Here is a 23,851-nt window from a genome sequence, read left to right on the forward strand (position 1 = left end):
GTCGGCGCCTCCCCACCCTCGCTTGCGCTCGGCCGGGGCCCCTCGGCGCCTAGACTTGGCGCCATGACTACCGAGAAGGCCGGGTACTTACCGCTTGCCGGGGACGACTCAGCGGAGGCGCCCGGCTCGCTCGAGGCGGTCATCGCCGTGCAGGTGAAGCGCTACCGGGCGGAGGCGGGGATCTCGGCGGCCGAACTCGCCTCCCGCACGGGACTGTCCAAGGCCATGATCTCCAAGATCGAATCGGCCAGCACGTCCTGCTCGCTGACCACGCTGCAGCGCCTGGCCCATGGACTGACCGTGCCTGTCACGGCCCTCTTCCAGGGCGCCGACACCGAGCGCGAGGCCACGCTGACCAAGGCCGGAGAGGGCAGCGTCACCGTCCGGACCGGAACCCGCCACGGCCACGAGTACCGCTCGCTCGGTTCGCTCAAGCGGCGCGAGAACGCCATCGAGCCGAGCATGGTCACCCTGACCAGCGCCTCCGACGTCTTTCCGTTGTTCCAGCACCCCGGCACCGAGTTCATCCACATGCTCGAGGGCCGTATGGTCTATGGCCACGGCTCCTACGAGTACGAGCTGTCCCCGGGTGATTCCTTGGTTTTCGAGGGGGAGGGCCCGCACGGCCCGCTGCGGCTGATCGAGCTGCCGATCCGGTTCCTGGCGGTTGCCGCGCGCTAGGCGAGCACGTCGAAGGCGGCGCGTCCGTGGCGGGTCCCGTTGATCTGGAGCTCGAGCGCGTGGGCGCCGGCGTAGTGGCGCCGGGTGGTCATCTGGCGGAACGCGTGCCGGCCGGCGATGCGCCGGGACTGCCCGGGGGCCAGCACCAGGGTTCCGAGCTTGAAGACCTTGGGGGCCAGGGCGCCGTTGGCCTTGACGTAGTGGATGACGTAGTCGACGGCCAGGCGCGCGTCGTCCTCGCCCTGGTTGGTCACCACCGCCCCGAACGCCAGCTCGCCCGGCAGCCGGACGGAGGGCTCCGCCAGGCGCAGGTCGGTGACCTCGACGGCGGCCGGCGGGAACCCCAGCAGCTCCAGGGCACCGGGGTGGGCCTTCTTGATGAGGGTCCGCAGCCCGTGCCGGACCACCCAGGCGCTGCCGGGCGTTCCGGTTTCGGTCCAGCGGGCGGCCGTGGCCACCACCTCGTCGGGCGCGTGGCGGGCGAGGTCGTTGAGGTGGTTCGCCACGGAGCGGCGGACCACCTCGTCCGGATCGTCGTGCAGCGCGTCAAGAATCAGCAGCGTGGCGGTGGGACGGGTAATGAGTTCGGGGACGCGGATCGCCCAGGGCAGGTAGGGGCGGGTGCCTTCGCTGGCCAGGCGCCGGACCTTGGGATCCGGGTGCGCGCACCAGGAGGTGACCACGGGCAGGGCCCGATCCAGGTCCCGGACCAGCAGCCGGCGGATGGCGAATTCGCTGGTCAGCCGGGGTGTCAGCTCCGCCAGCAGGCCCAGGGCGTCGTCGAACGCCTGCCCGCTCCCGTCCCGCAGCGCCAGCGTCACCGCGGTCTCCGTGACCGGCCAGAGCTGCCATCCGGAGAAGCCGGGATCGTCCAGCGCGGCGCGGAAGACGGATGCGACGCGGCCGTAGCCGTCCCCGAGGTCGCCGATGAGCGCCTCGGCGACCAGGTCGGTGCGGGCGCGCAGGCTGAGTGGTGCCAGGGCATCCACCGCCGCGTCCAGGGCGGTCCAGCGGGCCTCCGGCGCGACCGCGGCCAGCGAGGCCCGCAGCGCCGCGAGCTCCCGCGGACCGAGCATGTCATCCATTGCGCCCACGGGGGCCTCCCTTTCCAAAATGTGTGCCGGCGGATCGGCGCGTGACCGCACGGGCCGGCGTCGTTGGTTCCCGGCCCGGGCAGGGTCCACCAGCAAGGATACGGCGGTCGGACACCCGGGCGGGGGCGCCGTCGTGGGATAGTCTCGTGACCCAGTAAGCGGAAGGGGCACGGGAGTGGAGCGGACGCAGGCCGGCGAGAGCGTGCTCTCGCGCGCCGTGCGGATCATCGAGGCCTTCGCCCCGGGCGAGGACTGGCTGACCGTCACGGAGTTGGCCGCCCGCACCGGCTTGCCGCTGCCGACCGTCTCGCGGATGGTCTCCGAGCTGGCGCTGCACGGCTGGCTCGAACGCGATGCCGCACGCCGCGTGCGGCTCGGGGTGCGCCTGTGGGAGGTCTCGGTGCGTTCGTCCCCGGCGCTGGGACTGCGCGAGGCGGCGATGCCGGTGCTTGAGGACCTCCACGCGCAGATCCGCCAGCATGCCCAGCTGGGGGTGCTGCGCGGGAACGAGGTGCTGTTCCTGGAACGCCTGAGCGCCCCGCGTGCCGTGGTGAACTACACCCGCATCGCCGGGCGCCTCTCCCTGCACGCCTCCTCCGCCGGGCTGGTCCTGCTCGCCCATGCCGAACCGGACCTGCAGGAACGGATCCTGGCCGCCCCGCTGAAGGCCTACACCCCGGCGACCCCCACGGACGAGGGACAGCTGCGCCGGATCCTCGCCACGATCCGGCAGACGGGGTCGGTGCATTGCCCCGGCTACCTGCACCCCGACGTCGCCGGCGTCGCCGCCCCCGTGATGCGCGGGCGCGAGGCGGTCGCCGCGCTCTCCGTCGTTGTGCCGAACGCCCCTGAGGCGCGCGGCTACGAGCCGCTGCTGCGGATGGCCGCCGCCGCGGTGTCGCGACGGCTCGACGGCGGCACCACTTTCACTCAGTGAGAATCCTGTGTCGCGCGCCACTTCCCGTGGCCAAGACTGTGGGCACACTACACAAGGAGCCCCCATGTCACCAGCAGAAACGGCGCCGCGCGGCGCCTCGCTGATCGTCACCGGCCAGGAGCACGACGGCGACGTGGCCGTCCTGACGCTGGCCGACCCGCAGGGAGGCCGGCTGCCCGAGTGGGCCCCCGGCGCCCACATCGACCTGCATCTGGGCCACGGCCGGATCCGCCAGTACTCGCTGTGCGGGGACCGGACGGACGCGGGCAGCTACCGCGTCGGCGTCAGGCTCGAGGCCAACGGCACCGGCGGATCCCGCCACCTGCACGAGAACGTGCGGGTGGGCGACCTCGTCGAGTTCGGCGGCCCCCGCAACAACTTCCGCCTCCACCCGGCGCCGTCCTACCTTTTCCTCGCGGCCGGCATCGGCATCACCCCCATCCTGCCGATGATGGCCGCCGCCGAACGGCTCGGCATCCGGTGGCGGTGCATCGTGCTCGGCCGCACCCGGGCCTCGGTCCCGTTCCTGGCCGACCTGGAAGCGTACGGCGAGCGCGTTCGGATCATTGAGACCGCGCACGAGGGCCGGCCCCGCGCGGAGGAGCTGCTCGACGGCGCCGATACCTCCACCGCGGTCTACGCCTGCGGGCCCTTCGGTTTCCTCGAGGCGCTCGAGGACGCCGCCGCCGGTCGGCCGCTGGCCGCCGGAGGGCTGCGCATCGAGCACTTCACCGCCGCGACGGCCACGGCGACCGCCCCGGACACTGCCTTCGAGGTGGAACTAGTGCGCAGCGGACGCATCGTGCCGGTGGCCCCGGGGCAGAGCATCCTGGCCGCCCTGCGCGGGGCCGGAACCAGGTTGCTGGCCTCGTGTGAGCGCGGACTGTGCGGGACCTGCGACACCGACGTGGTCGCCGGGACCCCCGACCACCGCGACTCGGTGCTGGCCGCGCACGAACGCGCCGTCGGCGACTGCCTCATGCCCTGTGTCTCCCGCTCGCTCACCCCGCGCCTGGCGCTTGACCTTTAACCGTGCCGAAAGGACCCGCCATGACCACCACCACCGTTCCCACCCTGTCCGCCGACCCGTTCGCCGAGGAGGTGCTTCTGGATCCCTCCGCGTTCCACGCGCAGCTGCGCGAGGCCGGCCCGGTGGCCAAGCTCGAGTCCCACGGGATCTGGGCCATGGGCCGCCATGCCGAGGTGCACGCCGCACTTACCGACTGGCAGTCCTTCCAGTCCGCGGCCGGCGTCGGGCTGAGCAATTTCCGCCGCGAGAAGCCCTGGCGGCCACCGAGCCTGCTGCTCGAGGCCGATCCGCCGCACCACGACGCGCCCCGCCACGTGCTGGCCTCGGTGCTCTCGCCTCGGGCCCTGCGCGCGTTGCGGCCGGCGTGGCATGCCGACGCCGAGGCGTTCATGGACGGGATCGCCGCCGGTCCCCACGAGCTCGATGCCGCGGCCGCGCTCGCCGGGGCGTTCCCGCTGCGGGTCTTCCCGGACGCGGTGGGCCTGCCCCAGGAAGGGCGCGAGCACCTGCTGCCCTACGGGGACCACGCGTTCAACGCCTTCGGCCCGCACAACGCCCTCGTGGAAAAGGGCGCCGGGCGCGTGGCCGAGCTCTCCGAATGGGTGGCCTCCCGCTGCGTGCGCGAGGCGCTGGCGCCGGGCGGATTCGGCGCGGCCATCTGGGCCGCGGCCGACCGCGGCGAGATCACCGAGGCGCAGGCGCCGCTGCTGGTCCGTTCGCTGCTCACCGCCGGCGTCGACACCACCATCCACTCGCTCTCCGCGATCCTCTACTCCCTGGCCACCCACCCGGAGCAGTGGGAGCGGCTGCGCGCGGACCCCTCGCTGATCCGCACCGCCTTCGACGAGGCGATCCGGCTCGAGTCCCCGGTGCAGACGTTCTTCCGCACCACCACGGCGGAGATCGAGGTGGCCGGGGTGCGCATCCCTGCGGACGAGAAGGTCCTACTCTTCCTCGGCTCGGCGAACCGGGATCCGCGGCGCTGGGCGAATCCGGACGTCTTCGACCTCTCGCGCGACCCGTCCGGGCACGTGGGCTTCGGGATGGGCATCCACCAGTGCGTGGGCCAGCACGTGGCGCGGCTGGAGGCCGAGGCCCTGCTGCTGGCGATGATCCCGCGGGTGCGGACCATCACCCTGATCGGCACGCCCGAACGCCACCTGAACAACACCCTGCGCGCCTGGGGGTCGCTGCCGGTGCGCCTGGAGTTCGAAGGCTGAGCCTTCCTCGGGGGACACCCCGGAGAAGGACCGAACGGCCGGCCACGCTTCGGCGGGGCCGGCCGTTTTCGTTTCCCGGGCGAGCGTCACCGCCGGCCGGGCGCCGTGCGTTGGCCGCATCCCGGCGTCGGGCAGTCGCCGCGCTCGGGTCGGTCGGCGGCCACCGGGCGCACGAACGCCTGTGGCCGCCCCCGCAACGGGACGGCCACAGGCGTTTGGCGGACGGGTCAGTTGGCGAGGTTGTGCGCGACCCAGCCCGGGAACCCGGCGAGCACCTCGGGAGGCAGCGGCACCTTGGCGGCCTGGCGCTTGGCTATCCGCTCCTGGATGCGGCGTGAGGACTCGTCCAGCCGCGCCAGAAGGGCGGCGACCGGCGCGCCCACCAGCAGCCCGTCGCGCTTGAGCACCTGTCCGGCGACGATGACGGTGTCGATCAATCCGGGGTGGGTCTGCATGACGAGCTGGCCCACCGGGTCGTTGACCGGGCGCACGCCCACGTGCTGGCCGCCGATGACGATCAGGTCGGCCTGCTTGCCCGGGGCCAGCGTGCCCACCGTGTCGCCCAGTCCCAGCGCGTCGGCGCCGTTGGCGGTGGCCCATTCGAAGGCGTCCGCCGGGTTGAGCGTGATGCCGTAGACGTCGCGCCCTTCCTGCAGCGTGGCCTCGGCGTCGGCCCAGCGGGCGTAGCCGAGGGCCTGGCGGGCGGGGGTGAAGATGTCGCCGCTATTGAGGGAGACGACGTCGGCGCCGATCGTGGGCTTGAGGCCATGGCGGATCGCATCGTTGATCGCGATCCGGCCCATGCCCATGTTCAATTCGCTCTCCGGGGTGGTGGAGAGCTTGGCGCCGGCATCGGCCACCAGCTTCCAGTCCGTTTCGGCGAGCGTGGTGGCATGCACCAGCACCAGGCGGGGGTCCAGGACCCCGGCCGCATGCAGCTGCTCGACGCCGGCGGGGAGCGCCTGGCTGGTGGCGATGTGTGCCGTGGAGATGGCGCCGTGCTCATCCGCCAACCGCTTTTGGGCGAGGTTCTGCGAGATCGGGGCGAGCCCGATCTCCGAGAGCGCCGCGCCGAGGGTGACGCGGCCCGGGGCGGTGAAGCGCTCATTGGCCAGCCGGGCGAAATCGGCGAGGCGGTCGTAGGCCGGCGGAGCCATGATGTCCGCCTGCCCCATGCCGTAGGCGTATACGGCACGGATCCCGGACTCTTCGAGCGCGTCGACGGCGGCGTCGGCATGCTCGGGGCTGTTGGTGATGTGGGAGTAGTCCAGGACCGTGGTCACGCCGGCATTGATCGCGTCCAGGGCGCCGACCAGCGTGCCGACGTGGACATCCTCGGCCGTGTAGGACGGGGTCGAGTCCGCCCAGAACCCGGCGATGTACTCCTGCAGCGAGATGGTCGTTGCGGCCCCGCGCAACTGGGTCTGCCAGGTGTGGCGGTGCGTGTCGATGGTTCCGGGGGCGATGATGCCGCCGCCGGCGTCGATTACCTCAGCATCGGTGACGCCGAGGTCGCGGCCCACGGCGACGATCGTGTCGCCCTCGATGAGCAGTTCGCCGTCGGCGATGACGCCCAGGGCCGGATCGCCGGTGACGATGTGGCCGCCCCGGACCAGGTAGCGGTGGGTGCTCATGCCGTCGCCTCCTGCGATGCGGGGCGCGATCCGGGCCGAATTGATGGGTGCAGGTTCAAGATGGAGCTCCATTTCTGTGGGTGGTGCGGGTCTGGTGTGTTCGGGTGGGACCGGCCCTAGCCGCGTCCTCCGGCCGGCTCGAGCTCCGGCTCCTCCGGGGCCGCGTCCGGTGCGGCCGGCGTCTGGGCGGGGATGGCGCGGGGGGTGGCCAGCGCGGTGACGACGCTCAGGAGCAGTGCGACGGAGAGCAGTGCCGCGCAGATCAGGACGGCCACGATGCCGTCGTGCGTCATCACCTCAGGGGTGAAGCTGCCGTCCGGCCCGGGCTGCGACACGGCGATGAACACCAGCGCCATGCCAAAGGCCGCACCGGTCCGCTGGACCGTCACGGAGAAGCCGCCGGCGGCTCCTGCATCCTTTTCGTGGATGCCGTTCAGCACCGTGTCCATGCAGGGGGCGACGAAGATGCCACTGCCCATGCCGGCAATGAGCAGGGGGAGGACCAGCGCGACCAGGTGCGACTGAGCGTCGGTCTGGAGCGTGAGGTACGTGGTGTAGAGGCCGACGACGAGCAGGATCAGCGAGCAAGTCAGGGCCCACCGGCCGAAGAGCTTCGTCGTGTGCTCCGCCATGAAGCCGCCGAGGATGCTGCCCAGCGAGAAGGGCAGGGTCACCATGGCCGCCATCAGTGCCGACTCGCCCCGGCCCGCCTGCCAGAGGACGGAGAGGGCGATGTAGATCGCGCTGGTGAAGGCCGCGAAGGCCAAGAACATGACCACCATGCCGATGGAGAACGTGGGGCGAGTGAAGAAGCTGAAGGGCACCAGCGGGAAGGCGTCGCGGCGCTCGCGGTGGCGGATCCAGAAGGCGAACACGACGGCCAGCACCGCGGCAGTGGAGAAGCTGGCGGTGGCCCACTCCGGCAGTCCCGCGTCGGTGACCTGAATGAAGGGGGCGATGAACCCGACGACGACCACGGCCAGGAGGAACATGCCCACGAAGTCGAAGCGGCCGCGGGTGAGGTTCCGGGTTTGCGGCACCAGCGGGAAGGCGGCGACCAGGGCCAGGGCGCCCAGCGGCAGGCCGGCAGTCAGGGCGAAGCGCCAGCCCTGGGCCATGCCCACCATGTCGATGATCTGTCCGCCGATGAGGGGGCCCACGAGCGCGGCGGCGCCGGTGACGACGGTGAAGATCGCGAACGCACGCAGGCGGGCGGCGCCGGTGAAGAGGATTTGGATGTAGGCGTAGAGCGGGGCGATCACGAAGCCGCCGGCGAAACCCTGGACGACGCGGGAGACGACCAGCTGAAGCTCCGAGAAGGAGAACGAGGCGACGAGCGCGGTCACCATGTAGGCGATGAGGCCCAGGATGAAGACCCATTTGTGCCCGTAGCGGTCGCCCAGACGGCCCGCGGGCACGAGGCCCAGCGCGTAGCCGATCATGTAGCCGGAGACGACCCAGGAGATCGCCGCCGGCGAGGCGCCAAGGCCCTCGGTGATGGAGGGGACGGCGACGTTCGAGATCGTGGCCCCGATCAGGATCATCGCCATCGGAGCCAAGAGAATGCTTAGGGTGACCCAACGGCGGGTGCCCGTGGGCCCGGCCGCAGGGCCCGTTGGTGCGGTGGTGGTCATCGTGACTCCTTCTGCTGCAGTCGGATCCATCATGGACGGACTGCGTCGCGAGATTGTGTGGGTCGAGTGACGGCGCGCGGATGGCTCGAAGGGAGGACGTTCCACCCGGCGTTGGATCGGTGCCGGGCGCCGAGTTCGCGATGCTGCTTCGCTTTGGTGCGGATGCTGCTCCGCAGGGATTGTGTGCCGCTGATCACAAAACATAGCGACCGCAATGTTTCGGCGTCAAGCCCTTGCCGCGATCCTCTTTTGGCGAGGCGTCCATCGGGTGGTGCCGGGGGTAATCTTGCAGATATTGCCCAGTGATGGACCAAAACGGGAAGCGGGGGTTCTCCTGCCGTGATGACTAGAGCAGAGTCGGGAAGGCCGGCCTACGGTGAGGGTCGACAGGCACTCGTTGATGCCGCGATCCAGCTGGTGGCGCGTGACGGCATGGCCAAGCTCACCTACCGATCGCTCACCGCGGAAGCGGGCGTGACCCAAGGGAGCCTGCGTCACCACTTCCCGCACCTGAATGCCGTCCTGGAGGCGGCGCTCGAATGGTGCCTTGAGGTTTCGCTGGGCTACAAGGAGCCCTCTGGCAGCCTCGTGGACACCCTGCGGCACATGGACGGGATGATGCGCGAGCATCCCGAACTGCCCCGTTTCCTCACCGAGGTCTACGTCGCCGCCCGGCACGCCCCTGAACTGCTGGAGCTGGTCAAGCGACACCAGGAGATCTACCGCGAGCGCGCTCGCGCCTCGTTCGTCGAGGCCGGGCTGGAAGTGGATGAGGAACTGGTCGAGATCATCGTTGCCATGGGTGACGGTATGGTCTTCCAGCGCGTCGTCTTCGGGGCTGAGCACGAGCCCGTGACCGAGCGGCAGATTGCCGGTTCGCGGCGCCTGCTCTCCTGCATTCTGTCGGAAGCGAGCGTTCGCCCCGCCTGAGCGTTCGCCGGAGCCAAGTTTCGTCGCCCGTGGCTGCGGTCGGTCGGATGATCCTTGACCCACAAACATTGCGTTCGCTATGTTTGTGGCAGCCACGTCCCGCGCCGTCCGGGGCCCGATCGCGAAGGAAGCGTTCCGATGACCTCAATCACCGTGCTGGTCGGCAACCCGAAGCCCGCATCGAGGACGCTCCGGGTCTGCCGGGCCGTGGCTGAGCGCATCGCGACAGCCGTTCCCCGGCCGGTCGTTAACGAGATCGACCTTGCGGACCATGCCCCCCGACTCTTCGCCTGGCCCGACGAGGGCATGGCCGAACTCTCGCGCCTGGTCGCGGAATCCGACGTCGTGGTGGTGGGCTCTCCGACCTACAAGGGGACCTATACCGGCATGCTCAAGGCCTTCCTTGACCGCTATCCGAAGCTCGGGCTCGATGGGGTGGTGGCGGTGCCCGTGATGACCGGTGCCGACCTGAGCCACTACCTCGGCCCCGACGTGCACCTGCGCTCCTTGCTGGTGGAGCTGGGGGCCTGCGCTCCCTCGCCGGCACTGTATTTCACGGTGCCTCGCATGGCGGAACTCGAACTGGTCCTGGACGACTGGGCCGCGCGCAGCCTTCCCCATCTCGCCGCGGCCACCGCGGTGCGCCGTGCTGGGGTCCTTGGCCGCGACTAGCGCCGTGGGAGCCGTTTCCGCAAAAACATTGCAAACACTATCTTTGCCCGCGACTCTCGCCTAGTATCGGGGTGTCGGTGTGAGACGCCGCACATGTTTCGCGACACAACAACGCGGAATGACCAGTCCATTGTCCCGGAGGGGACTGACCGTGTCGTGCCGCCGTCTCACCGTGGTGTCCTTCGCGATCGGCTCCTTCCGGACCATCCTGGCAAGGAGCCGACCATGTCGACCACACCCCACCCAACCGGCGGCACCTCATGACCGCCGTCGTTGTCGGAAACCCCAAACCTGCCTCGCGGACCCTGGCGGCGGCGACCCGCCTGCACGAGGCGCTCATCGGAACCGCCCCCGACGTCGTCGTCGACGTCGTGGACCTCGGGACGGGACTGCTCGGCTGGGGTGACGACGCCGTTGCCTCCGCCGTCTCCGCCGTGGCGCAGTCCGAGCTGGTCGTCGTGGCCAGCCCGACGTTCAAGGCGAGCTACAGCGGACTCCTCAAGCTGTTCCTGGACCAGTTCTCCGCCGGAGAGGGACTGCGCAACGTCGTGGCGGTACCGCTGATGCTCGGCGCGGGCCCGGAACACGCGCTGTGCCCTGAGCTGCTGCTCAAGCCTGTGCTCGTGGAGCTCGGCGCCACGGCCCCCGCGCCGGGGCTGTACCTCCGCGACAAGACATTCACCGAAGACGGAGCGATCGAGGCCTACGCCGCCCGCTGGGGCACCGCGATCCGCTCCTCCCGCGCAAGGAGCCTGACATGACCCACACGATGATCGAACCGCTCGCCGCCGTTGCCACCCCCGAGACCCTGCGCACCGCCTACGGGCGGTTCCCCACCGGCGTCGTCGCTGTCTGCGCCGACGTCGACGGGACCCGCGAGGTGCTGGTGGCCAGCAGCTTCGTGACGGTGTCACTGGACCCGCCCCTGGTGGCGTTCTTCCCGCAGAAGACCTCCACCACCTGGCCCCGCCTCGCCCATGCCGGACGGCTCGGCGTGAGCATCCTCGCCGAGCACCAGCACACTTTGGCGCGATCCATGGCCTCCAAGAACGGCGACCGCTTCGCTGGCGCGGAGGTCGTGGCCGGGAACGAAGGCGCGCTCTTCGTCGGCGGTGCCAGCGCCTGGCTGGAGACCACGGTCGACGGGGTGGTCCCCACCGGCGACCACGACTGCGTGCTGCTGCGGGTCGAGGGGGCGGCGCTGCACGAGCCCGGCCCGACGGTCTTCCACACGAGCCGCTTCCAGCGGCTCGTGGACCTCGACGCCTGACCAACCACCACAACCGTGGGGCCCGCCGAGCCGGGCCTCACGGTTGTTCCCGTTCCAGCTTCTTTTCCCCTTCCGGGATCCCGGCCGCCGTGGCGGCGGAAAGGCAACCATGACCCTGAACATCGGCATCATCCTTGGCAGCACGCGACCCGGACGCAAGGGGGCGGACGTCGCGGCGTGGGTCCACGCGCGGGCCGCCGAGCGGACCGACGCCCGCTACGAACTGATCGACCTCGCCGACTTCGGGCTCCCGCACCTGGACGAACCCGGGGGAGGGGCGCCCTACCGGCATCAGCACACCCGCGACTGGTCGGCGAAGATCTCCGAATTCGACGGGTACGTCTTCGTGACGCCCGAATACAATCACTCGGTGCCCAGCGCGCTGAAGGGGGCGATCGATTTCCTCAACGTCGAATGGCACAACAAGGCGGCCGGGCTGGTCAGCTATGGCGGCAGCGCCGGGGGCAGCCGCGCGGCCGAGCACCTGCGCCAGATCCTCGCGACCCTGCAGGTGGCCACCGTCGCCACCCAAGTGTCGCTGCCGTTCGCGACCGAGTTTGAGCGCGGCACCGACTTCCGGCCCGGCGCCTACCAGCTGCCCTACCTTGCGGAGATGTTCTCCCAAGTGGTGGCTTGGTCGGGTGCGCTGCGGGCGCTGCGCGTCCCAGATGAAGAACTTGCGGCCTCGCTGACGGCGGGCTGACGACCTTGCGGACGGCCGGCTGACGCCGGGACTGTCAGCCGCGCACTCGCAAGCGCAGACGGAAGGAGGGGCCCGTTGCCGGGCCCCTCCTTCCGTCTGCGCTTCTTTCCGTATGTGTGGCGTCGATCGGAGGACGCGATCAGGCCACGGGAGCGTCGCTCTCGGAGAGCGGGTACCGGGTGATCTGGTCCCACTGCTCCTTGACGTCGTAGTCGTAGATCCAGCCGAGCCCCAGCGGGGTGTCTCCGGACTGTTCCCGGGCCCGGAACGTGTCCCGGCGCTGCTCCCAGTCGCCGGCGTGCACCAGCTTGCTGTTCGCCAGGGACTGGCGCTGGACCGCGTGCGCCCGCGGGATCCGCACCTCGCGGAAGCCCTCGAAAGCCGCCGGCAGGTCCCCGGCATGCTCGTCCATCCAGCGGGCCAGCACGTAGGCGTCCTCGAAGGCCTGCGCGGCCCCCTGGCCGGCGTTGGGCAGCATCGGGTGCGCCGCGTCGCCGATCAGCTGGATGCGGCCACGCCCCCAGTCGCGGGAGGGCCTGCGTCCGAAGAGCCCCCACTTGGAGCAGTCCGTGACCCTGTCCAGCAGCCGCGCCAAGTCCCCGGTCGCCCCGGGGAAGCTGGCCCGCATCTGCTCCGGATCGCCGGGAATGGACCAGCCCTCCTCGGTCCACGTGTCCACGTCGGCCTGGGTGGTGATGTTGATGACCTTCGTGCCGCGCAGGAAGTAGGTCATCAGGTGGCTGCCCTTGCCGATCCACCCGTAGAAGCCGTGCGGGCCCAACACGTCCTCGGGCAGATCAGAGGCGTCGACCAAGGCCCGCCAGACCATCTGGCCCGTGTACTCCGCCTCGTCCTCGCCGTAAAGGTGGCGGCGCACCTGCGAGTGGATGCCGTCGGCGCCGATGACCGCGTCGGCCTCGAAGCGGCTGCCGTCGGCGAACCCGACCGTGACCCCCTCCGGGGTTTCGGTCAGGTCCGTGCAGGTGCGCCCGAGGTGGATGCGTTCGGGGGCGATCGCCCCGGCCAGCATCTCGATGAGGTCGGCCCGGTGGAACGCATAGTACGGGGCGCCGTACCGATCCTCGCCGTCGGGATCCGTGAACGGCGTCTCGGCCAGGAACTCGCCGGTGGACATCGAGCGCTGCCGGTGGCCGGTGACCCGGTTGCCGATAGCCTCCACCTGCTCCCGCAGCCCGATGGCGTAGAGCACCTTGGTGGCCTGCGGGCTGATGTTGATCCCGGCCCCGATCTCGCCCAGCTGCGCCGCCCGCTCGAAAACGTGCACGTCGAAGCCGGCCTTGGCCAGGCAGATGGTGGTGGCGAGCCCTCCGAGCCCGCCGCCGACCACGGCCACGGTCGGCTGCTTGCCGATTATTTCCCTCATGGTTCCTGCCTTTCCGCACCCCCGCGGGGACGCAAAGCTAGTCTTGGGTGCGCTCGCGCACCGTGTTGGTCAGGGGAGCAAGCCCGGTGATCTCCACCCGCACGACGTCGCCGTCGACCAGCCGCTCGCCGCGCGTGTGCCCGACGCCGGCCGGGGTGCCGGTGGCGATCACGTCGCCCGGCTCCAAGGTCCAGAGGCGGCTGGCCGCCGCGATGATCTCCGCCAGTCCCGCGATGAGGTCCGCGGTGGACCCGTCCTGCTTCACCTCGCCGTTGACCAGGCACCGGATGCCCAGGTCCGAGGGGTCGGGGACAAGCCAGCTCGGCGTTACCGCACCCAAGGGGCTGAAGTTGTCCAGCCCCTTGGACGCGGTCCAGTCGAACGCGAACGGGGCGGCGATCGTGACCCGGCGGGCGAGCAGTCCGCGCGCGGTCACATCGTTGAAGCAGGCGTACCCGGCCACGTGCTCCAGCGCCGTTGCGGCCGGGATGTCCCGTCCGCCCCGGCCGATCACGATCGCCAGCTCCGCCTCCCAGTCCACCCGGTAGGACGGGTCGGCCGGGATCAAGACCTCCCCGCCGTCGCCGACCAGCGACGTGGTCGGCGGGACGAGGAAGAAGTACGGCTCCCATCCGTCGGGGATCTCGGTGACCCCCATTTCGGCGACGTGGTCGCGGTAGTTCGCGCCGACGCAGAGCACCTTGCGCGGGTGCCCCAGCGACAGCAGCTCCTCGCCGGCGACCGGCTCCAGCGCCGCGACGTCCAGCGCGCGCAGCTCCGGAGCGAGCCGGTCCCAGTCGGCGACGGCGTCGATGAGGCCGGCGTAGGGACGCAGGACCTCGGGTACGGCCAGGCTTCCGTCGCCGCGGCGGATGGCCGCGGACCGCCGGGCCGGGTCGGCGGGGTCGGGGAGGCAGGTGGTCAGGCTCCAGCTGCTCATGCGGGGATCTCCTTCGTGTCGGGGCGGGCCGGGGCACCGGCCGCGGGGCGGGGGATGGTGGCGTCGGCGCGGCGGACCAGGTGCCCGTAGGCGGCCCGCACCCCCTCGGCCGACCAGATCTCGGCCTTCTTGGCGGCGGCCTCCGCTTCGGAGGACCACCGCCGGGGACCGCCGGCGGCCAGCGCGGCCAGCTGGGTGGAGCAGGCGCGTTCCAGCAGGACGGCGTTGAGTACCGCGTGGGCCGCGTCCGCCCCGGCGGTGACCAGGCCGTGGGCCGGGATCAGGCACCCGGCCCCGGAGCCGATGCGGGCGGCCAGCGCCGCTCCCAGCTCCGGGGTGCGGATGAGGTTGCCGGTGCGCTCGAAGCGGGGAACGTCTCGCCCGGGCTCCAGGAACGGCGTGGCCGCGTGGCTGATCGGCCGCAGCGGCTCCTCGAGCGAGGCGAACGCGACGGCTGCCTCACCGTGGGTGTGCACGCTGGCCCGCACCTCCGGGCGGCGGCGCATCAGCTCGGTGTGGATGAACACCTCCAGGTGCCGTTCGCCGTCGCCGGCGATCACCGCGCCGTCGAAGGACACCAGCACCACCCGTTCGGGGCACAGGTCCTCCATGCCCCAGCCGGCGGCCTTCGTCCACACCCCGCGTCCGGCGGGGTCGCGGATGGCCATGTGCCCCCAGACCAGGTCGCCGGCGCCCGCGGCCGCAAGGGCCCGGTGGGCGTCGACGACCTGGCCGATGGTGGCCGCGTCGCTCATCGCTTGATCGGCCCGCCGTGGGGCACCGGCCCCCACATGTTCATCGCGGCGGCGTCGGCCTCCCACGTCGTCGGATACATCGGGAAGCGTTCGTGCCAGGGGCGCGGCTCGTAGTAACCCTGCTCCTCGTCGAGCATGACATCGAGCTGGGTGAACAGCTCGATGCTGTTGCCGTCGGGATCCTTGTGATAGGTGAAGATGTTGTGCCCCACCGCGTGCCGGCCCGGACCCCAGTAGAGCGTGTGTCCGTGCTTGGTGAGGTTGTCGATCATCAGCTGCAGGTGGTTCAGGTCGCGGGCCTCGTAGGCGATGTGGTGCAGCCCGCGCAGCTCGTTGCTCTGCATGAAGTTGGCCGCGTGGTGGTCGGCGTTACAGCGCAGGAACACGAAGAAGTCGCTGATCGAATCCGCCCACCGGAAGCCCAGCGCGCCCTCGTAGAAGGAGCGCATGTCGCCCAGGGAGGGGGTGTAGGCGGCGACGTGGCCGAGCTTGCTGGGGCGGTGGTCGAAGGTGGGGGACACACCGCTGGGGTCCTGGTCCTCGTACAGGTGCAGCGTCGCCCCGGTGGCCGGCTCGGTGAGCACCAGCGCGTCTGGGGTGCCCGGCCCGATGTCGCTGCGCCGCTCGGCCCGCAGCCCGGCCGCCTGCAGGCGCCGGTGCGCCGCATCGAGGTCCTCGCGGATCTCGTAGCCGACCACGGAGCGCCCGCCGGCGGCCTCCGCGCGGTTGATGACGATGCTGTGGTGGTCCCCGCCGGTGGTCAGGAACGCCTGCCCGGGGGAGTTGTGGACCAGCGCGAAGCCCAGCACGTTGGTGTAGTAGTGGGTGAGCCGTTCGACGTCCGGCGTCTCGAACGCGACGTAGCCCAGCCGCGAGACGCGCACCGGGGTGGACGGCCGCGCGCTCGCCGGGGCCGGCACCTGCTCCCGGTCGGTGGTTTGGTCGGTGGTGGTCATGAAAGGCTCCTGCTCATCTCGTGGCTGTAGCGCCGGTGGAGGGCCGCCCAGCGGCGCCCGGTTTCCCGGCCGCCCTCGAGGTAGGCCTCGGGGCAGCTGGTGTAGGGCGCCCGGGCGGGGCCGGGGGTGAAGTAGCCGGCCGCCTCGAACTCGGCCCGGTCGATCTGGATGTTGTACTTGGAGAACTCCTCGAAGCTGCCGTGCGGGAACAGCGGGGCGCAGGCCTCGTTGAGGTCGTCCTGGATCCGGAGGGCCGTCTCCCAGTCGCCGGCGCGGATCGCCTCGCGCAGCGCCAGGACCGGGGCCGGGCCGCAGGAGATGTCACCGCTCCAGCAGGCGATGGCCGCCTCCGGGAAACGGCGGGCGGTGGTGGCCCAATCCCCGGCGACCGGCAGCAGCCGGATCCTGTCCGCAACGGCCTCCAGGTCCTCGACGAATCGCTCGCCCATGAGGCCGAGGCCCATGTGTTTGGCCGCGACGACCTGCTCGATGCCGGCCAGTTCGGCGTAGACGGCCGGGGAGATCTTGCCCTTGAAGGCGCTCGGGTTGTCGTAGGCGACCTGGGACATGTCGGGCAGCGCCGCGGCAATGTCGCGGTGGAACGCCACGATCTGGGTGTCGTCGAGCGCGACCCACATGGGACGCCCCACGAACAATCCGTCGGCGCCGAGCGCCCGCAGCGCGGACCCGCGCTCGATCGTGTCGCGGGTGTTCAGTGTGGTCGCCCCCGCGAACACCGGCACCCTTCCTGCGGCGGTGCGGATGACGACGTCGTTGAACGCGAGCAGTTCGTCGAGCATCAGGCCCGCGCCCTCCCCGAAGGTGCCGTTGGTCATCAGCACGTCGACGCCGGCGTCGACCAGCGCCGCGGTGAGGCGCTCGGTCTCGGCCAGGTCCACGGTCTGCCGTGCGTCCCACCGGTCGGCGCCGGGCAGCGCCGGGGTGGGCAGGATCCCGACGGCGCCGGTGATGTCGGCGGCCGTGTAGCGGGTCATCGGGACTCGTCCGAAGCGAGGAAGATGTCGCTGCGGTAGGTCGGCACCTCCGGGGATGCGGGAACCCGCGGGGGCTCGGAGGCGCCGATGCGGGCCTCGGGCTCCTCGTAGAAGTGGCCGAGCGCCTGCAGCGCGGGGATGTCGTGCGTCGTGAAGAGTCGGAGCGGCTCGGACGAGTCGTTGACCAGCCGGTGCCAGGCGTAGTTCGGCACGGCGAAGGAATCGCCCGGGGTGAGCGCGTGGCGCACGCCGTCGATTTCGATCGCCCCGCTGCCGGAAATCACGAAGCCGACGGAGCTGGAGGTGCGCCGGTGCGCCTTGCCCTCGAACCCGGGAACCAGTTGCTGCACCCAGCAGTCCATGGTCTGGAACGTGGGTCCGCCGGTGACCGGGTTCGCGTAGCGCAGCGCCAGCCCGTCGTAGGGATCCCCGACGGTGTCGGTGTAGGCGTCGAGCACCGGCTCGATGTCCTTCCAGGCGTAGCGGACCGGCAGGCGCGACTCGCGGGCGTGTTCCCAGACCGGGCGCACCGCGGCGGTGCGCAGTCCTTGGGAGTCGGTGACGGAGCCGCGCTGGGGCTGGCTGGCGGCGCCGAACGGTTCGAAGAACGCCTGGTTCAGGCTCGCGGTCAGGCCCAGGTCCAGCACGTCGAGCCAGACGACCTCCTCGTCGGTCGGGTTGTGGTGGTCGTGCCAGGCGCCGCGCGGGGTCAGCAGCAGGTCGAAGGTCTCCATGGGCAGCGGCTCCCCGTCGACCACGGTGAACGCATCCTTGTGGCCCTCGATGACGAACCGCAGCGCGGACATCGAATGGCGGTGCGACCAGCACACCTCCTGGGCGCGCATGATCTGGATGCCCACGGAGATGGTGTGGGTGGAGCCGGGCACGCCCTGGGTGATGCCGGGATTCAGGAACACGATGCTGGTGCGGCCCACGCCTTGGGGCCCCAGTACGCGAGAGGCCTCCGCCAGGTGGGGGCGGGTCGTGGACCAGGGCCACACGTGGCCGAGGCCGCGCGGCTTCGGGCCGCCGATCGCCGCATCGAGCATGGGCTCGAACGACCACTGGCCGATGATGTGGTCGCTCTTGATCTGCTGGTCGTAGGCGTCGATGGCGTCGGTGCGGCGCAGCGCGTCATCGAGCTGGGTGGTGTCGGTCATCGTCCTGCTCTCCTTCGGATGGGTGGGGCCGAGCGGGTGGGCCCGGATGGGTGGTGCGTGGTGGTGGTCAGGCGGGGTCGGAGGGGTACCGCACGTGCACGGTCTTGGCCTGGGTGAAGGAGAGAAGCTCGTCGAACTCCTCGTCGCGGCCGATGCCGCTGTCTTTCACACCGCCGTAAGGGGCACCGGGCAGGTGCCGGGAAACCTCGTTGACCCAGACGTAGCCGGCGTCGATGGCCTCGGCGAAGCGCAGCGCCCGCCCCAGGTCGGTGGTGTAGACGCTGGCGGTCAGCCCGAAGCGGGTCGCGTTCGCGATGCGGATGGCCTCGGCCTCGTCGGCGAAGCGCAGCACCGAGAGCACGGGGCCGAAGATCTCCTCCTGGGCCAGCCGGGAGTCGGGCGCGACGTCGGCGAACACGGCCGGGCGGACGAACAGCCCCGCGGCCAGCTCCCCGTCGGTGATCCGTTCCCCGCCGGTGCACAGCCGGGCGCCTTCCTCCACGCCCAGGCGGACGTAGCCGAGCACCTTCTCCAGCTGTTGTTCGTTGACGATCGCCCCGGTCTGCGCGTCCGGATCCTCCGGCAGGCCCGGGCGCAGCCCGGCGACCCGTTCGGTGAGCCGCTCCACGAAGCGGTCGTGGATGGCCCCGTGGACCAGGACCCGGGAGAGCGACCCGCAGGACTGGCCCTGCCAGGTGAAGTTCATGCCCCGCACCGCGGCCTCGACGGCGGTGTCCAGGTCGGCGTCGTCGAACACCACCAGCGGGTTCTTCCCGCCGAGTTCGAGCGTGGTGGTGGCGACCGCGTTCTCCGCGGCCCGCCGCTGGATCCCCAGCCCGGTGTCCAGGGACCCGGTGAACGCGAGCCGTCGCACCTGAGGATGGGCGACGAGGGCGTCGCCGACGACGCCGCCGAGCCCGGTGACGACGTTCAGCAGCCCCGGCGGCAGCACCTGCGCGGCGACCTCGGCCATGCGCAGCGCCGAGAGGCTGGTATGTTCGCTGGGCTTGAGGACGACGGCGTTGCCGGCCACCAGCGGGGCCGCGATCTTCGAGACCGCGAACATGAACGGGTGGTTGAACGGGACGATCCGTCCCACGACGCCGTAGGGGATCCGGGTTGCGTAGGTCAGCTCGCCGGTGGCCGCGGGGATCGTGCTGCCGCGCAGCTGGAGCGCCAGTCCGGCGAAGTAGCGCAGCGCGCCGATGCCGGCGGCGACGTCGCGGCGCATCTCGGTCAGCAGGCTGCCGTTGTCGGCGCTGTCGAGTCGGGCGAACTCCTCCGCGTGCTGCTCCAGCCCGTCGGCCAGATGTTCCAGCGTTCGGGCGCGGGCCGTGGGTCCGGAGGCCCACCACGGGCCCTGCGCGCGGGCGGCCGCGGCGACGGCCCGGTCGACGTCGTCGGCCGTGCCGGCCGGGAACACGCCCAGCAGCCGGCCGGTGGCCGGGCTGAAGGACTCGAGCACGGCCCCGTCCGAGGCCTCGCAGGCCTGCCCGTCGATGAGCATCCGGTGGCTGAGGCCGGTGGCGGTGGCGGGCATCAGATGACCCCCTCGGCACGGAGCGCATCGACGTCCTCGGCGCCCAGGCCCAGCAGCTTGCCGTAGACCTCGTAGTTGTACTCGCCGACGGCGGGCCCGGCGTGGGAGATCCGCGAGGGGGTCTCGCTGAAGCGGATCCAGGGGGCCAGTAGGGTCAGGTCGCCGGCCTCGGCGTGCTCGACGTCGACGAACACGTCGCGCGCCTGGAGGTGCTTGTCCTCGAGCACATCGTCGATCGTGTAGACCGGGCCGATCGGCAGGGACTGCGCGGTGAGCATCGAGAACAGCTCCTTGGGGGTGAACTCCTTCATCCACCCGGCCGTGGTCCGCTGCACGTAGGCGAGGTTCGCCCGGCGGGCCCGGACGTCGGCCATGCGCTCGTCCTCCAGGGCCTCGGGGTGCCCGAGCACGGTGGCGAAGCGGGTGAACATCTCGTCGTTGAGGTCCGGGACGTGGAAGGCCACGTGGCCGTCCTTGGCCTCCATGTAGGCCCCGGCCGGGCCCTGGCCCTCGAAGTGCTCGTGGAAGTTGGCGACCATGAAGCCCATAAGGGCCTCCTGCATGGAGATCTCGATCTTCTGCCCGGTGCCGGTGACCGAGCGGTGGTAGAGCGCGGCGAGCAGTCCGACGGCGAGCGAGACGCCCGCGGCCTCGTCCCCGGGACCCTGGACTTGGGTGCCCGGGGACTTTGAGAGCCCCCAGGCCGCGTTGGCCCAGCCCGAGGCGGCCATGGCGACCGTGGCGTAGGAGCGGAAGCCCGCGTGCGGGCCGGTCTCCCCGTATCCCTTCGAGGAGCCGTAGATGAGCCTGGGGTTGTGTTCCCGCAGCGCCTCGTAGCCCAGCCCCAGGCGGTCCATCACGCCGGTGGAGAAGTTCTCGACCACGACGTCGGACTGCTTTACCAGGTCGATGAACATCTCGCGTCCGCGCTCGCTTTTGAGGTTGAGCGTGACGGTCTTTTTGTTCGCGTTCACGGCGAGGAACTCGTAGCCGTCGTGGTCCGCATCGACCGGCATCCAGGCGTGGCGGAAGCGGTCGGGGGAGCCCTCCTGCTCGACCTTGATGACCTCGGCGCCCATGTGGGCCAGCAGCATCGTGGCAAACGGGCCGTTGAGCACGTGGGAGAGGTCGAGGATCCTCACCCCGTTCAGCGGGCCGAATTCGGTGGTGGCGTTCATGGTGTTACTCCTCGGGGTTGTCGATGAGGGTGAAGGTGGGGAGGGCGGCGCCGTCGGGCAGCGGCAGGAATCCGACGGCGACGGCGTCGCCGACCCGGGCCCGCCCGGCGTCGCCTGTCCCCAGGGTGGAGGTCAGCACGATCGCCGCCTCGGTGCCGTCCAGTTCGATGTGCGCCACCGCCAGCGGCAGTTCGTCGGCAATGGTCGGGTCCAGCGGCCGGTGCACAACGGCCAGGCCCGCGATGCGCCCGGTGCCGGCCAGCCGCTCCCAGACGGGGGCGGCGGCGTGGCAGCGGGGGCAGTGTTCGCGCGGGGGCCAGCGCCAGGCTCCGCAGTCGCCGCAGCGTTGGCCGAGCAGCACCCCGGCGGCGCAACCCTCCCAGAAGGCGGCGCTGTCCGGGTCGGTCAGCGGGGGAGTCCGCAGCCGCGCGCTCATGCGGCCCGGCCCAGGATCATCCCGCTGTCCCCGGATTCCCCGGCGACCAGCGCCAGTTCGGGGTCGCGGACCTGGCGGCAGCGGCCGCGGTCGAAGTCGTGGGTGCCGGTGCACTCGTCGTCGGCCACGCCGGTGTCGCGCAGCTGCTGCACGGCCTCGATCACGTGGCCCAGGCCGACGAGGTTGCCCTCGCTGAGGTGGCCGCCGTGCGTGTTGACGGGGATGCGGCCGTCCAGGCCCAGCTCTCCGGCACGGATCGCCGTGGGCGCGGCGCCGGGCGGGGTGAGCCCGAACTGTTCGATGTGCAGCATCGCCATGCCGGTGAACGGGTCGTACACCTGGGCCAGGTCCAGGTCGGAGGCCGCGATGCCGGCTCGCGCATAGAGCGCCGGCGCCAGCTCCAGGGCGTTCAGTTCCCAGTGGCGGCGCGCGCGGGCCGGTCGCACCGGGGCGCCAAGGGTTCCGCCGCTGACTGCCCGCACCGCAACCGGGGTGCGGCGCATCCTTTTGGCGTCGCGGGTCGCCGAGACCACCACGGCCATCGCCCCGTCGTTCCACATGCTGCAGTCCAGCAGTCGGAACGGTTCGATGATCCAGGGCGAGGCCTGGTGGTCGGCGACAGTGATCGGGGTGCGCATCATCGCCTTGCGGTTCAGTGTGGCGTGGGAGCGCTGCAGTACGGCCAGCTCGGCGAGGTCGGAGTTCTCCAGCCCGAATTCGTGCAGGTAGGCGCTGACGTGGGGCCCGTAGAGCGTCGCGGCGTGCGATGCCCCGAACGGCTCGTTCCATTGGCGCTGCCCGGAGGGCCACAGGTCGTGGCCGGTGCCGGCCGGTGCCACCGAGCGCGAGTTTGCGGCCCGGTAGACCAGCACGTGCCGGCAGACCCCGGAGTAGACCGCCATCGCGGCAGCGGCGATCGCCGCTGCCGCCCAGGCCCCTCCGCTGCTGTCGCAGAACGACATGGAGCACTTCTCCAGGCCCAGCGCCGCGGCCAGCTCGGGCGGGGCGGGGGTGTCCCGCGGACCCCAGTAGTAGGTCACCAGCCCATCGATCTGGGTCGGGGCCAGCCCGGCGTCCGCGATCGCGGCGAGCGCGGCCTCGGTGGCCAGGGCGATGGTGCTGCGGCCGCTGTTCTTGCTCAGCTCGGTCCATCCGACGCCGGTGATGGCCGTGCGGCCGCGCAGGTCGGCCATCAGCCGAACACCCCCGCAGTCTCCTCGGTGAGGTTGACGGTCTTCAGCTCCTGGAAGGCCTGCAGGCCCTCGGCCCCCAGTTCGCGTCCGACGCCGGAGTCCTTGACCCCGCCGAAGGGGACCTGCACGTTGTGGGCGAACCGGTTGATGGTGAAGCTGCCGGCGCGCACCGACCTGGCGACGTGGGCGGCCGTGGCAGGATCCTCGGTGAAGACCCCGCCGTGCAGCCCGTACCGGGTGTCGTTGGCGATCGCAATGGCCTCCTCGAGGCCGTCGTAGCCGATGACGACGGCGACCGGGCCGAAGATCTCCTCGCGGCTGACGCGCATCGAGTTGTCCGCATCCACGAGCACGGTCGGCTCCAGGTAGTGGCCGCGCTCCAGCCCCGCCGGCGTGCCGCCGCCGACCGCGATGCGGGCGCCCTCGCTTTGCCCAAGCGCCAGGTATCCGTTCACGCGCTTGTGCTGGGCGGCCGAGGCGAGCGGGCCGAGCGTGGTGGCGGGGTCGAACGGATCTCCGATGGTGAAGGAGCGCGCCGCGGCGGCCAGCACCTCGACCCATTGGTCGCGCTCGCCGGAGGGGACAAGGACGCGGCTGAACGCCGAACACGTCTGGCCGGTGTTGGAGAAGGTGCCGTCGGCGATGCCGCGGATGACCTTCGCGGGATCGGCGTCGGAGGCAATGATCGCCGCGGACTTGCCGCCGAGCTCCAGCTGCAGCCGCGCGAAGCGTGGCCCCGCCGCGCGGGCGATCTCCCGGCCGGCCGCCGTCGAGCCGGTGAAGCTGATCTTGTCCACCCCGGGATGGGCGGTCAGCGCCCGGCCGGTCTCGCGGCCGCCGGTGACCAGGTTGAATACGCCGGCCGGCAGCCCGGCCGCCTCGAGCGCCTCGGCCAGCAGGTAGGAATCCAGCGGGGTCTCTGGCGCCGGCTTGTAGACCACGGTGCAGCCGGTGGCGAGCGCCGGGACGACTTTGGCGATCGACATGTTGAACGGGCTGTTCCAAGGGGCGATCGCGGCAACGACGCCGACCGGTTCGCGCAGCACCGCTGCGGGGCCGAAGCGGGTCTCGCGCAGGTCCAGCGTTTGCTGTTCGCGGGCGAGGTCCAGGAAGTAGCGGCCCACCCAGAGACCGGCCGGGGCCTTCTGGCGGGAGATCGTGGTGGGCAGGCCCATCTGCGCGGTGACCAGATTGGCGATCTCGCCCAGCTTCGGCTCCAGGTTCGCCAGGGCCCGCTCGAGCACCTGGGCGCGTTCGGCGGTGGACAGGTGCGGCCAAGGGCCGGCGTCGAAGGCATGGCGGGCCGCGGTAACGGCGAGGTCGACCTCCTGGACGGAAGCGTCCGGGACCCGGCCGATCTGCTCCTCGGTGGCCGGGGACATGACGGCGATCCCCGGCCCCGGGGCGGCGGCATGCCAGCGCCCGTCGATGAACAATTCGTTGCGCACGTTCATGCTCTCTCCTTTGAGGTGGGTGGGCCGGGAGCTGGTGGGTGCCTTCCGCGGCGAG

23 protein-coding genes are annotated in these 23,851 nt (G+C 71.2%); 9 read left to right on the top strand and 14 right to left on the bottom strand.

Annotation, left to right across the window (positions count from 1 at the left end; genetic code table 11):
• The first annotated feature begins 63 nt into the window (after positions 1 to 63).
• Positions 64 to 681 (top strand): helix-turn-helix domain-containing protein, encoded by a 618-nt coding sequence (locus ABD912_RS06805; RefSeq protein ID WP_345149505.1) that lies wholly within the window; start codon positions 64 to 66, stop codon positions 679 to 681.
• On the opposite strand, the gene ABD912_RS06810 is transcribed toward ABD912_RS06805, so the two are convergent.
• The gene (locus ABD912_RS06810; protein WP_345149979.1) at positions 678 to 1,766 is read right to left on the bottom strand and encodes a DNA alkylation repair protein; all 1,089 of its coding nucleotides are present in this window, start codon (positions 1,764 to 1,766) and stop codon (positions 678 to 680) included. The genes ABD912_RS06805 and ABD912_RS06810 overlap by 4 nt on opposite strands.
• Before the next feature lie 184 nt (positions 1,767 to 1,950).
• Between ABD912_RS06810 and ABD912_RS06815 the strand changes: the two genes are divergently transcribed.
• The 3 genes from ABD912_RS06815 to ABD912_RS06825 all read left to right on the top strand — a co-directional run bounded on the left by ABD912_RS06815 (position 1,951) and on the right by ABD912_RS06825 (position 4,962).
• On the top strand, positions 1,951 to 2,712 hold the full coding sequence (locus tag ABD912_RS06815) for an IclR family transcriptional regulator (RefSeq protein ID WP_345149507.1): 762 nt from the start codon (positions 1,951 to 1,953) through the stop codon (positions 2,710 to 2,712).
• A gap of 64 nt (positions 2,713 to 2,776) precedes the next feature.
• The gene (locus ABD912_RS06820) at positions 2,777 to 3,742 is read left to right on the top strand and encodes a PDR/VanB family oxidoreductase (protein WP_345149509.1); all 966 of its coding nucleotides are present in this window, start codon (positions 2,777 to 2,779) and stop codon (positions 3,740 to 3,742) included.
• A gap of 20 nt (positions 3,743 to 3,762) precedes the next feature.
• Entirely contained in the window at positions 3,763 to 4,962 is a 1,200-nt protein-coding gene (locus ABD912_RS06825; protein ID WP_345149511.1) for a cytochrome P450, read from the top strand.
• Between the two features lie 227 nt (positions 4,963 to 5,189).
• On the opposite strand, the gene ABD912_RS06830 is transcribed toward ABD912_RS06825, so the two are convergent.
• Positions 5,190 to 6,596, bottom strand: coding sequence for an amidohydrolase family protein (locus ABD912_RS06830; RefSeq protein ID WP_345149514.1), 1,407 nt, complete (start codon positions 6,594 to 6,596; stop codon positions 5,190 to 5,192).
• A 116-nt stretch (positions 6,597 to 6,712) separates the two neighbouring features.
• Complete coding sequence (locus ABD912_RS06835) at positions 6,713 to 8,230, bottom strand: MFS transporter (RefSeq protein ID WP_345149517.1); 1,518 nt, start codon at positions 8,228 to 8,230, stop codon at positions 6,713 to 6,715.
• A gap of 342 nt (positions 8,231 to 8,572) precedes the next feature.
• On the opposite strand from ABD912_RS06835, the gene ABD912_RS06840 reads away from it, so the two are divergent.
• The 5 genes from ABD912_RS06840 to ABD912_RS06860 all read left to right on the top strand — a co-directional run bounded on the left by ABD912_RS06840 (position 8,573) and on the right by ABD912_RS06860 (position 11,805).
• On the top strand, positions 8,573 to 9,160 hold the full coding sequence (locus tag ABD912_RS06840; RefSeq protein ID WP_345149520.1) for a TetR/AcrR family transcriptional regulator: 588 nt from the start codon (positions 8,573 to 8,575) through the stop codon (positions 9,158 to 9,160).
• 138 nt (positions 9,161 to 9,298) lie between these two features.
• A complete protein-coding gene (locus ABD912_RS06845) occupies positions 9,299 to 9,832 on the top strand; it encodes an NADPH-dependent FMN reductase (protein WP_345149522.1) in 534 nt (177 codons plus the stop codon).
• A 260-nt stretch (positions 9,833 to 10,092) separates the two neighbouring features.
• Positions 10,093 to 10,593: an NADPH-dependent FMN reductase gene (locus tag ABD912_RS06850; protein WP_345149524.1), complete on the top strand. Its 501-nt coding sequence runs from the start codon at positions 10,093 to 10,095 to the stop codon at positions 10,591 to 10,593.
• Entirely contained in the window at positions 10,590 to 11,102 is a 513-nt protein-coding gene (locus ABD912_RS06855) for a flavin reductase family protein (RefSeq protein ID WP_345149526.1), read from the top strand. The genes ABD912_RS06850 and ABD912_RS06855 overlap by 4 nt, the downstream gene beginning before the upstream one ends.
• 109 nt (positions 11,103 to 11,211) lie before the next feature.
• Positions 11,212 to 11,805 carry an NADPH-dependent FMN reductase gene (locus ABD912_RS06860; RefSeq protein WP_345149528.1) on the top strand — a complete coding sequence of 198 codons (594 nt, stop codon included), beginning with the start codon at positions 11,212 to 11,214 and terminating at the stop codon, positions 11,803 to 11,805.
• Between the two features lie 139 nt (positions 11,806 to 11,944).
• On the opposite strand, the gene ABD912_RS06865 is transcribed toward ABD912_RS06860, so the two are convergent.
• The 11 genes from ABD912_RS06865 to ABD912_RS06915 all read right to left on the bottom strand — a co-directional run bounded on the left by ABD912_RS06865 (position 11,945) and on the right by ABD912_RS06915 (position 23,796).
• A complete protein-coding gene (locus ABD912_RS06865; protein ID WP_345149529.1) occupies positions 11,945 to 13,189 on the bottom strand; it encodes an FAD-dependent monooxygenase in 1,245 nt (414 codons plus the stop codon).
• A 37-nt stretch (positions 13,190 to 13,226) separates the two neighbouring features.
• The gene (locus ABD912_RS06870; RefSeq protein WP_345149530.1) at positions 13,227 to 14,129 is read right to left on the bottom strand and encodes a fumarylacetoacetate hydrolase family protein; all 903 of its coding nucleotides are present in this window, start codon (positions 14,127 to 14,129) and stop codon (positions 13,227 to 13,229) included.
• Positions 14,126 to 14,884 (bottom strand): class II aldolase/adducin family protein, encoded by a 759-nt coding sequence (locus tag ABD912_RS06875; protein WP_345149531.1) that lies wholly within the window; start codon positions 14,882 to 14,884, stop codon positions 14,126 to 14,128. The genes ABD912_RS06870 and ABD912_RS06875 overlap by 4 nt, the downstream gene beginning before the upstream one ends.
• The gene (locus ABD912_RS06880; RefSeq protein ID WP_345149533.1) at positions 14,881 to 15,840 is read right to left on the bottom strand and encodes a VOC family protein; all 960 of its coding nucleotides are present in this window, start codon (positions 15,838 to 15,840) and stop codon (positions 14,881 to 14,883) included. Before ABD912_RS06880 ends, ABD912_RS06875 begins: the two co-directional genes overlap by 4 nt.
• Positions 15,837 to 16,835 carry a dihydrodipicolinate synthase family protein gene (locus ABD912_RS06885; RefSeq protein ID WP_345149535.1) on the bottom strand — a complete coding sequence of 333 codons (999 nt, stop codon included), beginning with the start codon at positions 16,833 to 16,835 and terminating at the stop codon, positions 15,837 to 15,839. The genes ABD912_RS06880 and ABD912_RS06885 overlap by 4 nt, the downstream gene beginning before the upstream one ends.
• Complete coding sequence (locus ABD912_RS06890; RefSeq protein ID WP_345149536.1) at positions 16,832 to 17,995, bottom strand: cupin domain-containing protein; 1,164 nt, start codon at positions 17,993 to 17,995, stop codon at positions 16,832 to 16,834. The genes ABD912_RS06885 and ABD912_RS06890 overlap by 4 nt, the downstream gene beginning before the upstream one ends.
• A gap of 67 nt (positions 17,996 to 18,062) precedes the next feature.
• Positions 18,063 to 19,535 carry an aldehyde dehydrogenase family protein gene (locus tag ABD912_RS06895; protein WP_345149538.1) on the bottom strand — a complete coding sequence of 491 codons (1,473 nt, stop codon included), beginning with the start codon at positions 19,533 to 19,535 and terminating at the stop codon, positions 18,063 to 18,065.
• A complete protein-coding gene (locus ABD912_RS06900) occupies positions 19,535 to 20,713 on the bottom strand; it encodes a CaiB/BaiF CoA transferase family protein (RefSeq protein ID WP_345149540.1) in 1,179 nt (392 codons plus the stop codon). The genes ABD912_RS06895 and ABD912_RS06900 overlap by 1 nt, the downstream gene beginning before the upstream one ends.
• Before the next feature lie 4 nt (positions 20,714 to 20,717).
• On the bottom strand, positions 20,718 to 21,149 hold the full coding sequence (locus ABD912_RS06905; protein ID WP_345149541.1) for a Zn-ribbon domain-containing OB-fold protein: 432 nt from the start codon (positions 21,147 to 21,149) through the stop codon (positions 20,718 to 20,720).
• On the bottom strand, positions 21,146 to 22,342 hold the full coding sequence (locus ABD912_RS06910) for a thiolase C-terminal domain-containing protein (protein ID WP_345149542.1): 1,197 nt from the start codon (positions 22,340 to 22,342) through the stop codon (positions 21,146 to 21,148). Before ABD912_RS06910 ends, ABD912_RS06905 begins: the two co-directional genes overlap by 4 nt.
• Positions 22,342 to 23,796, bottom strand: a complete 1,455-nt coding sequence (locus ABD912_RS06915) for an aldehyde dehydrogenase (protein WP_345149544.1) — start codon at positions 23,794 to 23,796, stop codon at positions 22,342 to 22,344. Before ABD912_RS06915 ends, ABD912_RS06910 begins: the two co-directional genes overlap by 1 nt.
• Between the last annotated feature and the right edge of the window lie 55 nt (positions 23,797 to 23,851).

It is taken from the genome of Arthrobacter ginkgonis (assembly GCF_039540195.1).
GTDB classification, from domain to species: domain Bacteria; phylum Actinomycetota; class Actinomycetes; order Actinomycetales; family Micrococcaceae; genus Zafaria; species Zafaria ginkgonis.

Coding starts and splice junctions, on each gene's coding strand:
- ABD912_RS06895 (WP_345149538.1), bottom strand. CDS start 19,535: ATGCCCGCCACCGCCACCGGCCTCAGCCACCGGATGCTCATCGACGGG.
- ABD912_RS06850 (WP_345149524.1), top strand. CDS start 10,093: ATGACCGCCGTCGTTGTCGGAAACCCCAAACCTGCCTCGCGGACCCTG.
- ABD912_RS06875 (WP_345149531.1), bottom strand. CDS start 14,884: ATGAGCGACGCGGCCACCATCGGCCAGGTCGTCGACGCCCACCGGGCC.
- ABD912_RS06890 (WP_345149536.1), bottom strand. CDS start 17,995: ATGACCGACACCACCCAGCTCGATGACGCGCTGCGCCGCACCGACGCC.
- ABD912_RS06860 (WP_345149528.1), top strand. CDS start 11,212: ATGACCCTGAACATCGGCATCATCCTTGGCAGCACGCGACCCGGACGC.
- ABD912_RS06830 (WP_345149514.1), bottom strand. CDS start 6,596: ATGAGCACCCACCGCTACCTGGTCCGGGGCGGCCACATCGTCACCGGC.
- ABD912_RS06865 (WP_345149529.1), bottom strand. CDS start 13,189: ATGAGGGAAATAATCGGCAAGCAGCCGACCGTGGCCGTGGTCGGCGGC.
- ABD912_RS06870 (WP_345149530.1), bottom strand. CDS start 14,129: ATGAGCAGCTGGAGCCTGACCACCTGCCTCCCCGACCCCGCCGACCCG.
- ABD912_RS06810 (WP_345149979.1), bottom strand. CDS start 1,766: ATGGATGACATGCTCGGTCCGCGGGAGCTCGCGGCGCTGCGGGCCTCG.
- ABD912_RS06855 (WP_345149526.1), top strand. CDS start 10,590: ATGACCCACACGATGATCGAACCGCTCGCCGCCGTTGCCACCCCCGAG.
- ABD912_RS06900 (WP_345149540.1), bottom strand. CDS start 20,713: ATGAACGCCACCACCGAATTCGGCCCGCTGAACGGGGTGAGGATCCTC.
- ABD912_RS06805 (WP_345149505.1), top strand. CDS start 64: ATGACTACCGAGAAGGCCGGGTACTTACCGCTTGCCGGGGACGACTCA.
- ABD912_RS06820 (WP_345149509.1), top strand. CDS start 2,777: ATGTCACCAGCAGAAACGGCGCCGCGCGGCGCCTCGCTGATCGTCACC.
- ABD912_RS06825 (WP_345149511.1), top strand. CDS start 3,763: ATGACCACCACCACCGTTCCCACCCTGTCCGCCGACCCGTTCGCCGAG.
- ABD912_RS06905 (WP_345149541.1), bottom strand. CDS start 21,149: ATGAGCGCGCGGCTGCGGACTCCCCCGCTGACCGACCCGGACAGCGCC.
- ABD912_RS06880 (WP_345149533.1), bottom strand. CDS start 15,840: ATGACCACCACCGACCAAACCACCGACCGGGAGCAGGTGCCGGCCCCG.
- ABD912_RS06840 (WP_345149520.1), top strand. CDS start 8,573: ATGACTAGAGCAGAGTCGGGAAGGCCGGCCTACGGTGAGGGTCGACAG.
- ABD912_RS06915 (WP_345149544.1), bottom strand. CDS start 23,796: ATGAACGTGCGCAACGAATTGTTCATCGACGGGCGCTGGCATGCCGCC.
- ABD912_RS06910 (WP_345149542.1), bottom strand. CDS start 22,342: ATGGCCGACCTGCGCGGCCGCACGGCCATCACCGGCGTCGGATGGACC.
- ABD912_RS06835 (WP_345149517.1), bottom strand. CDS start 8,230: ATGACCACCACCGCACCAACGGGCCCTGCGGCCGGGCCCACGGGCACC.
- ABD912_RS06845 (WP_345149522.1), top strand. CDS start 9,299: ATGACCTCAATCACCGTGCTGGTCGGCAACCCGAAGCCCGCATCGAGG.
- ABD912_RS06885 (WP_345149535.1), bottom strand. CDS start 16,835: ATGACCCGCTACACGGCCGCCGACATCACCGGCGCCGTCGGGATCCTG.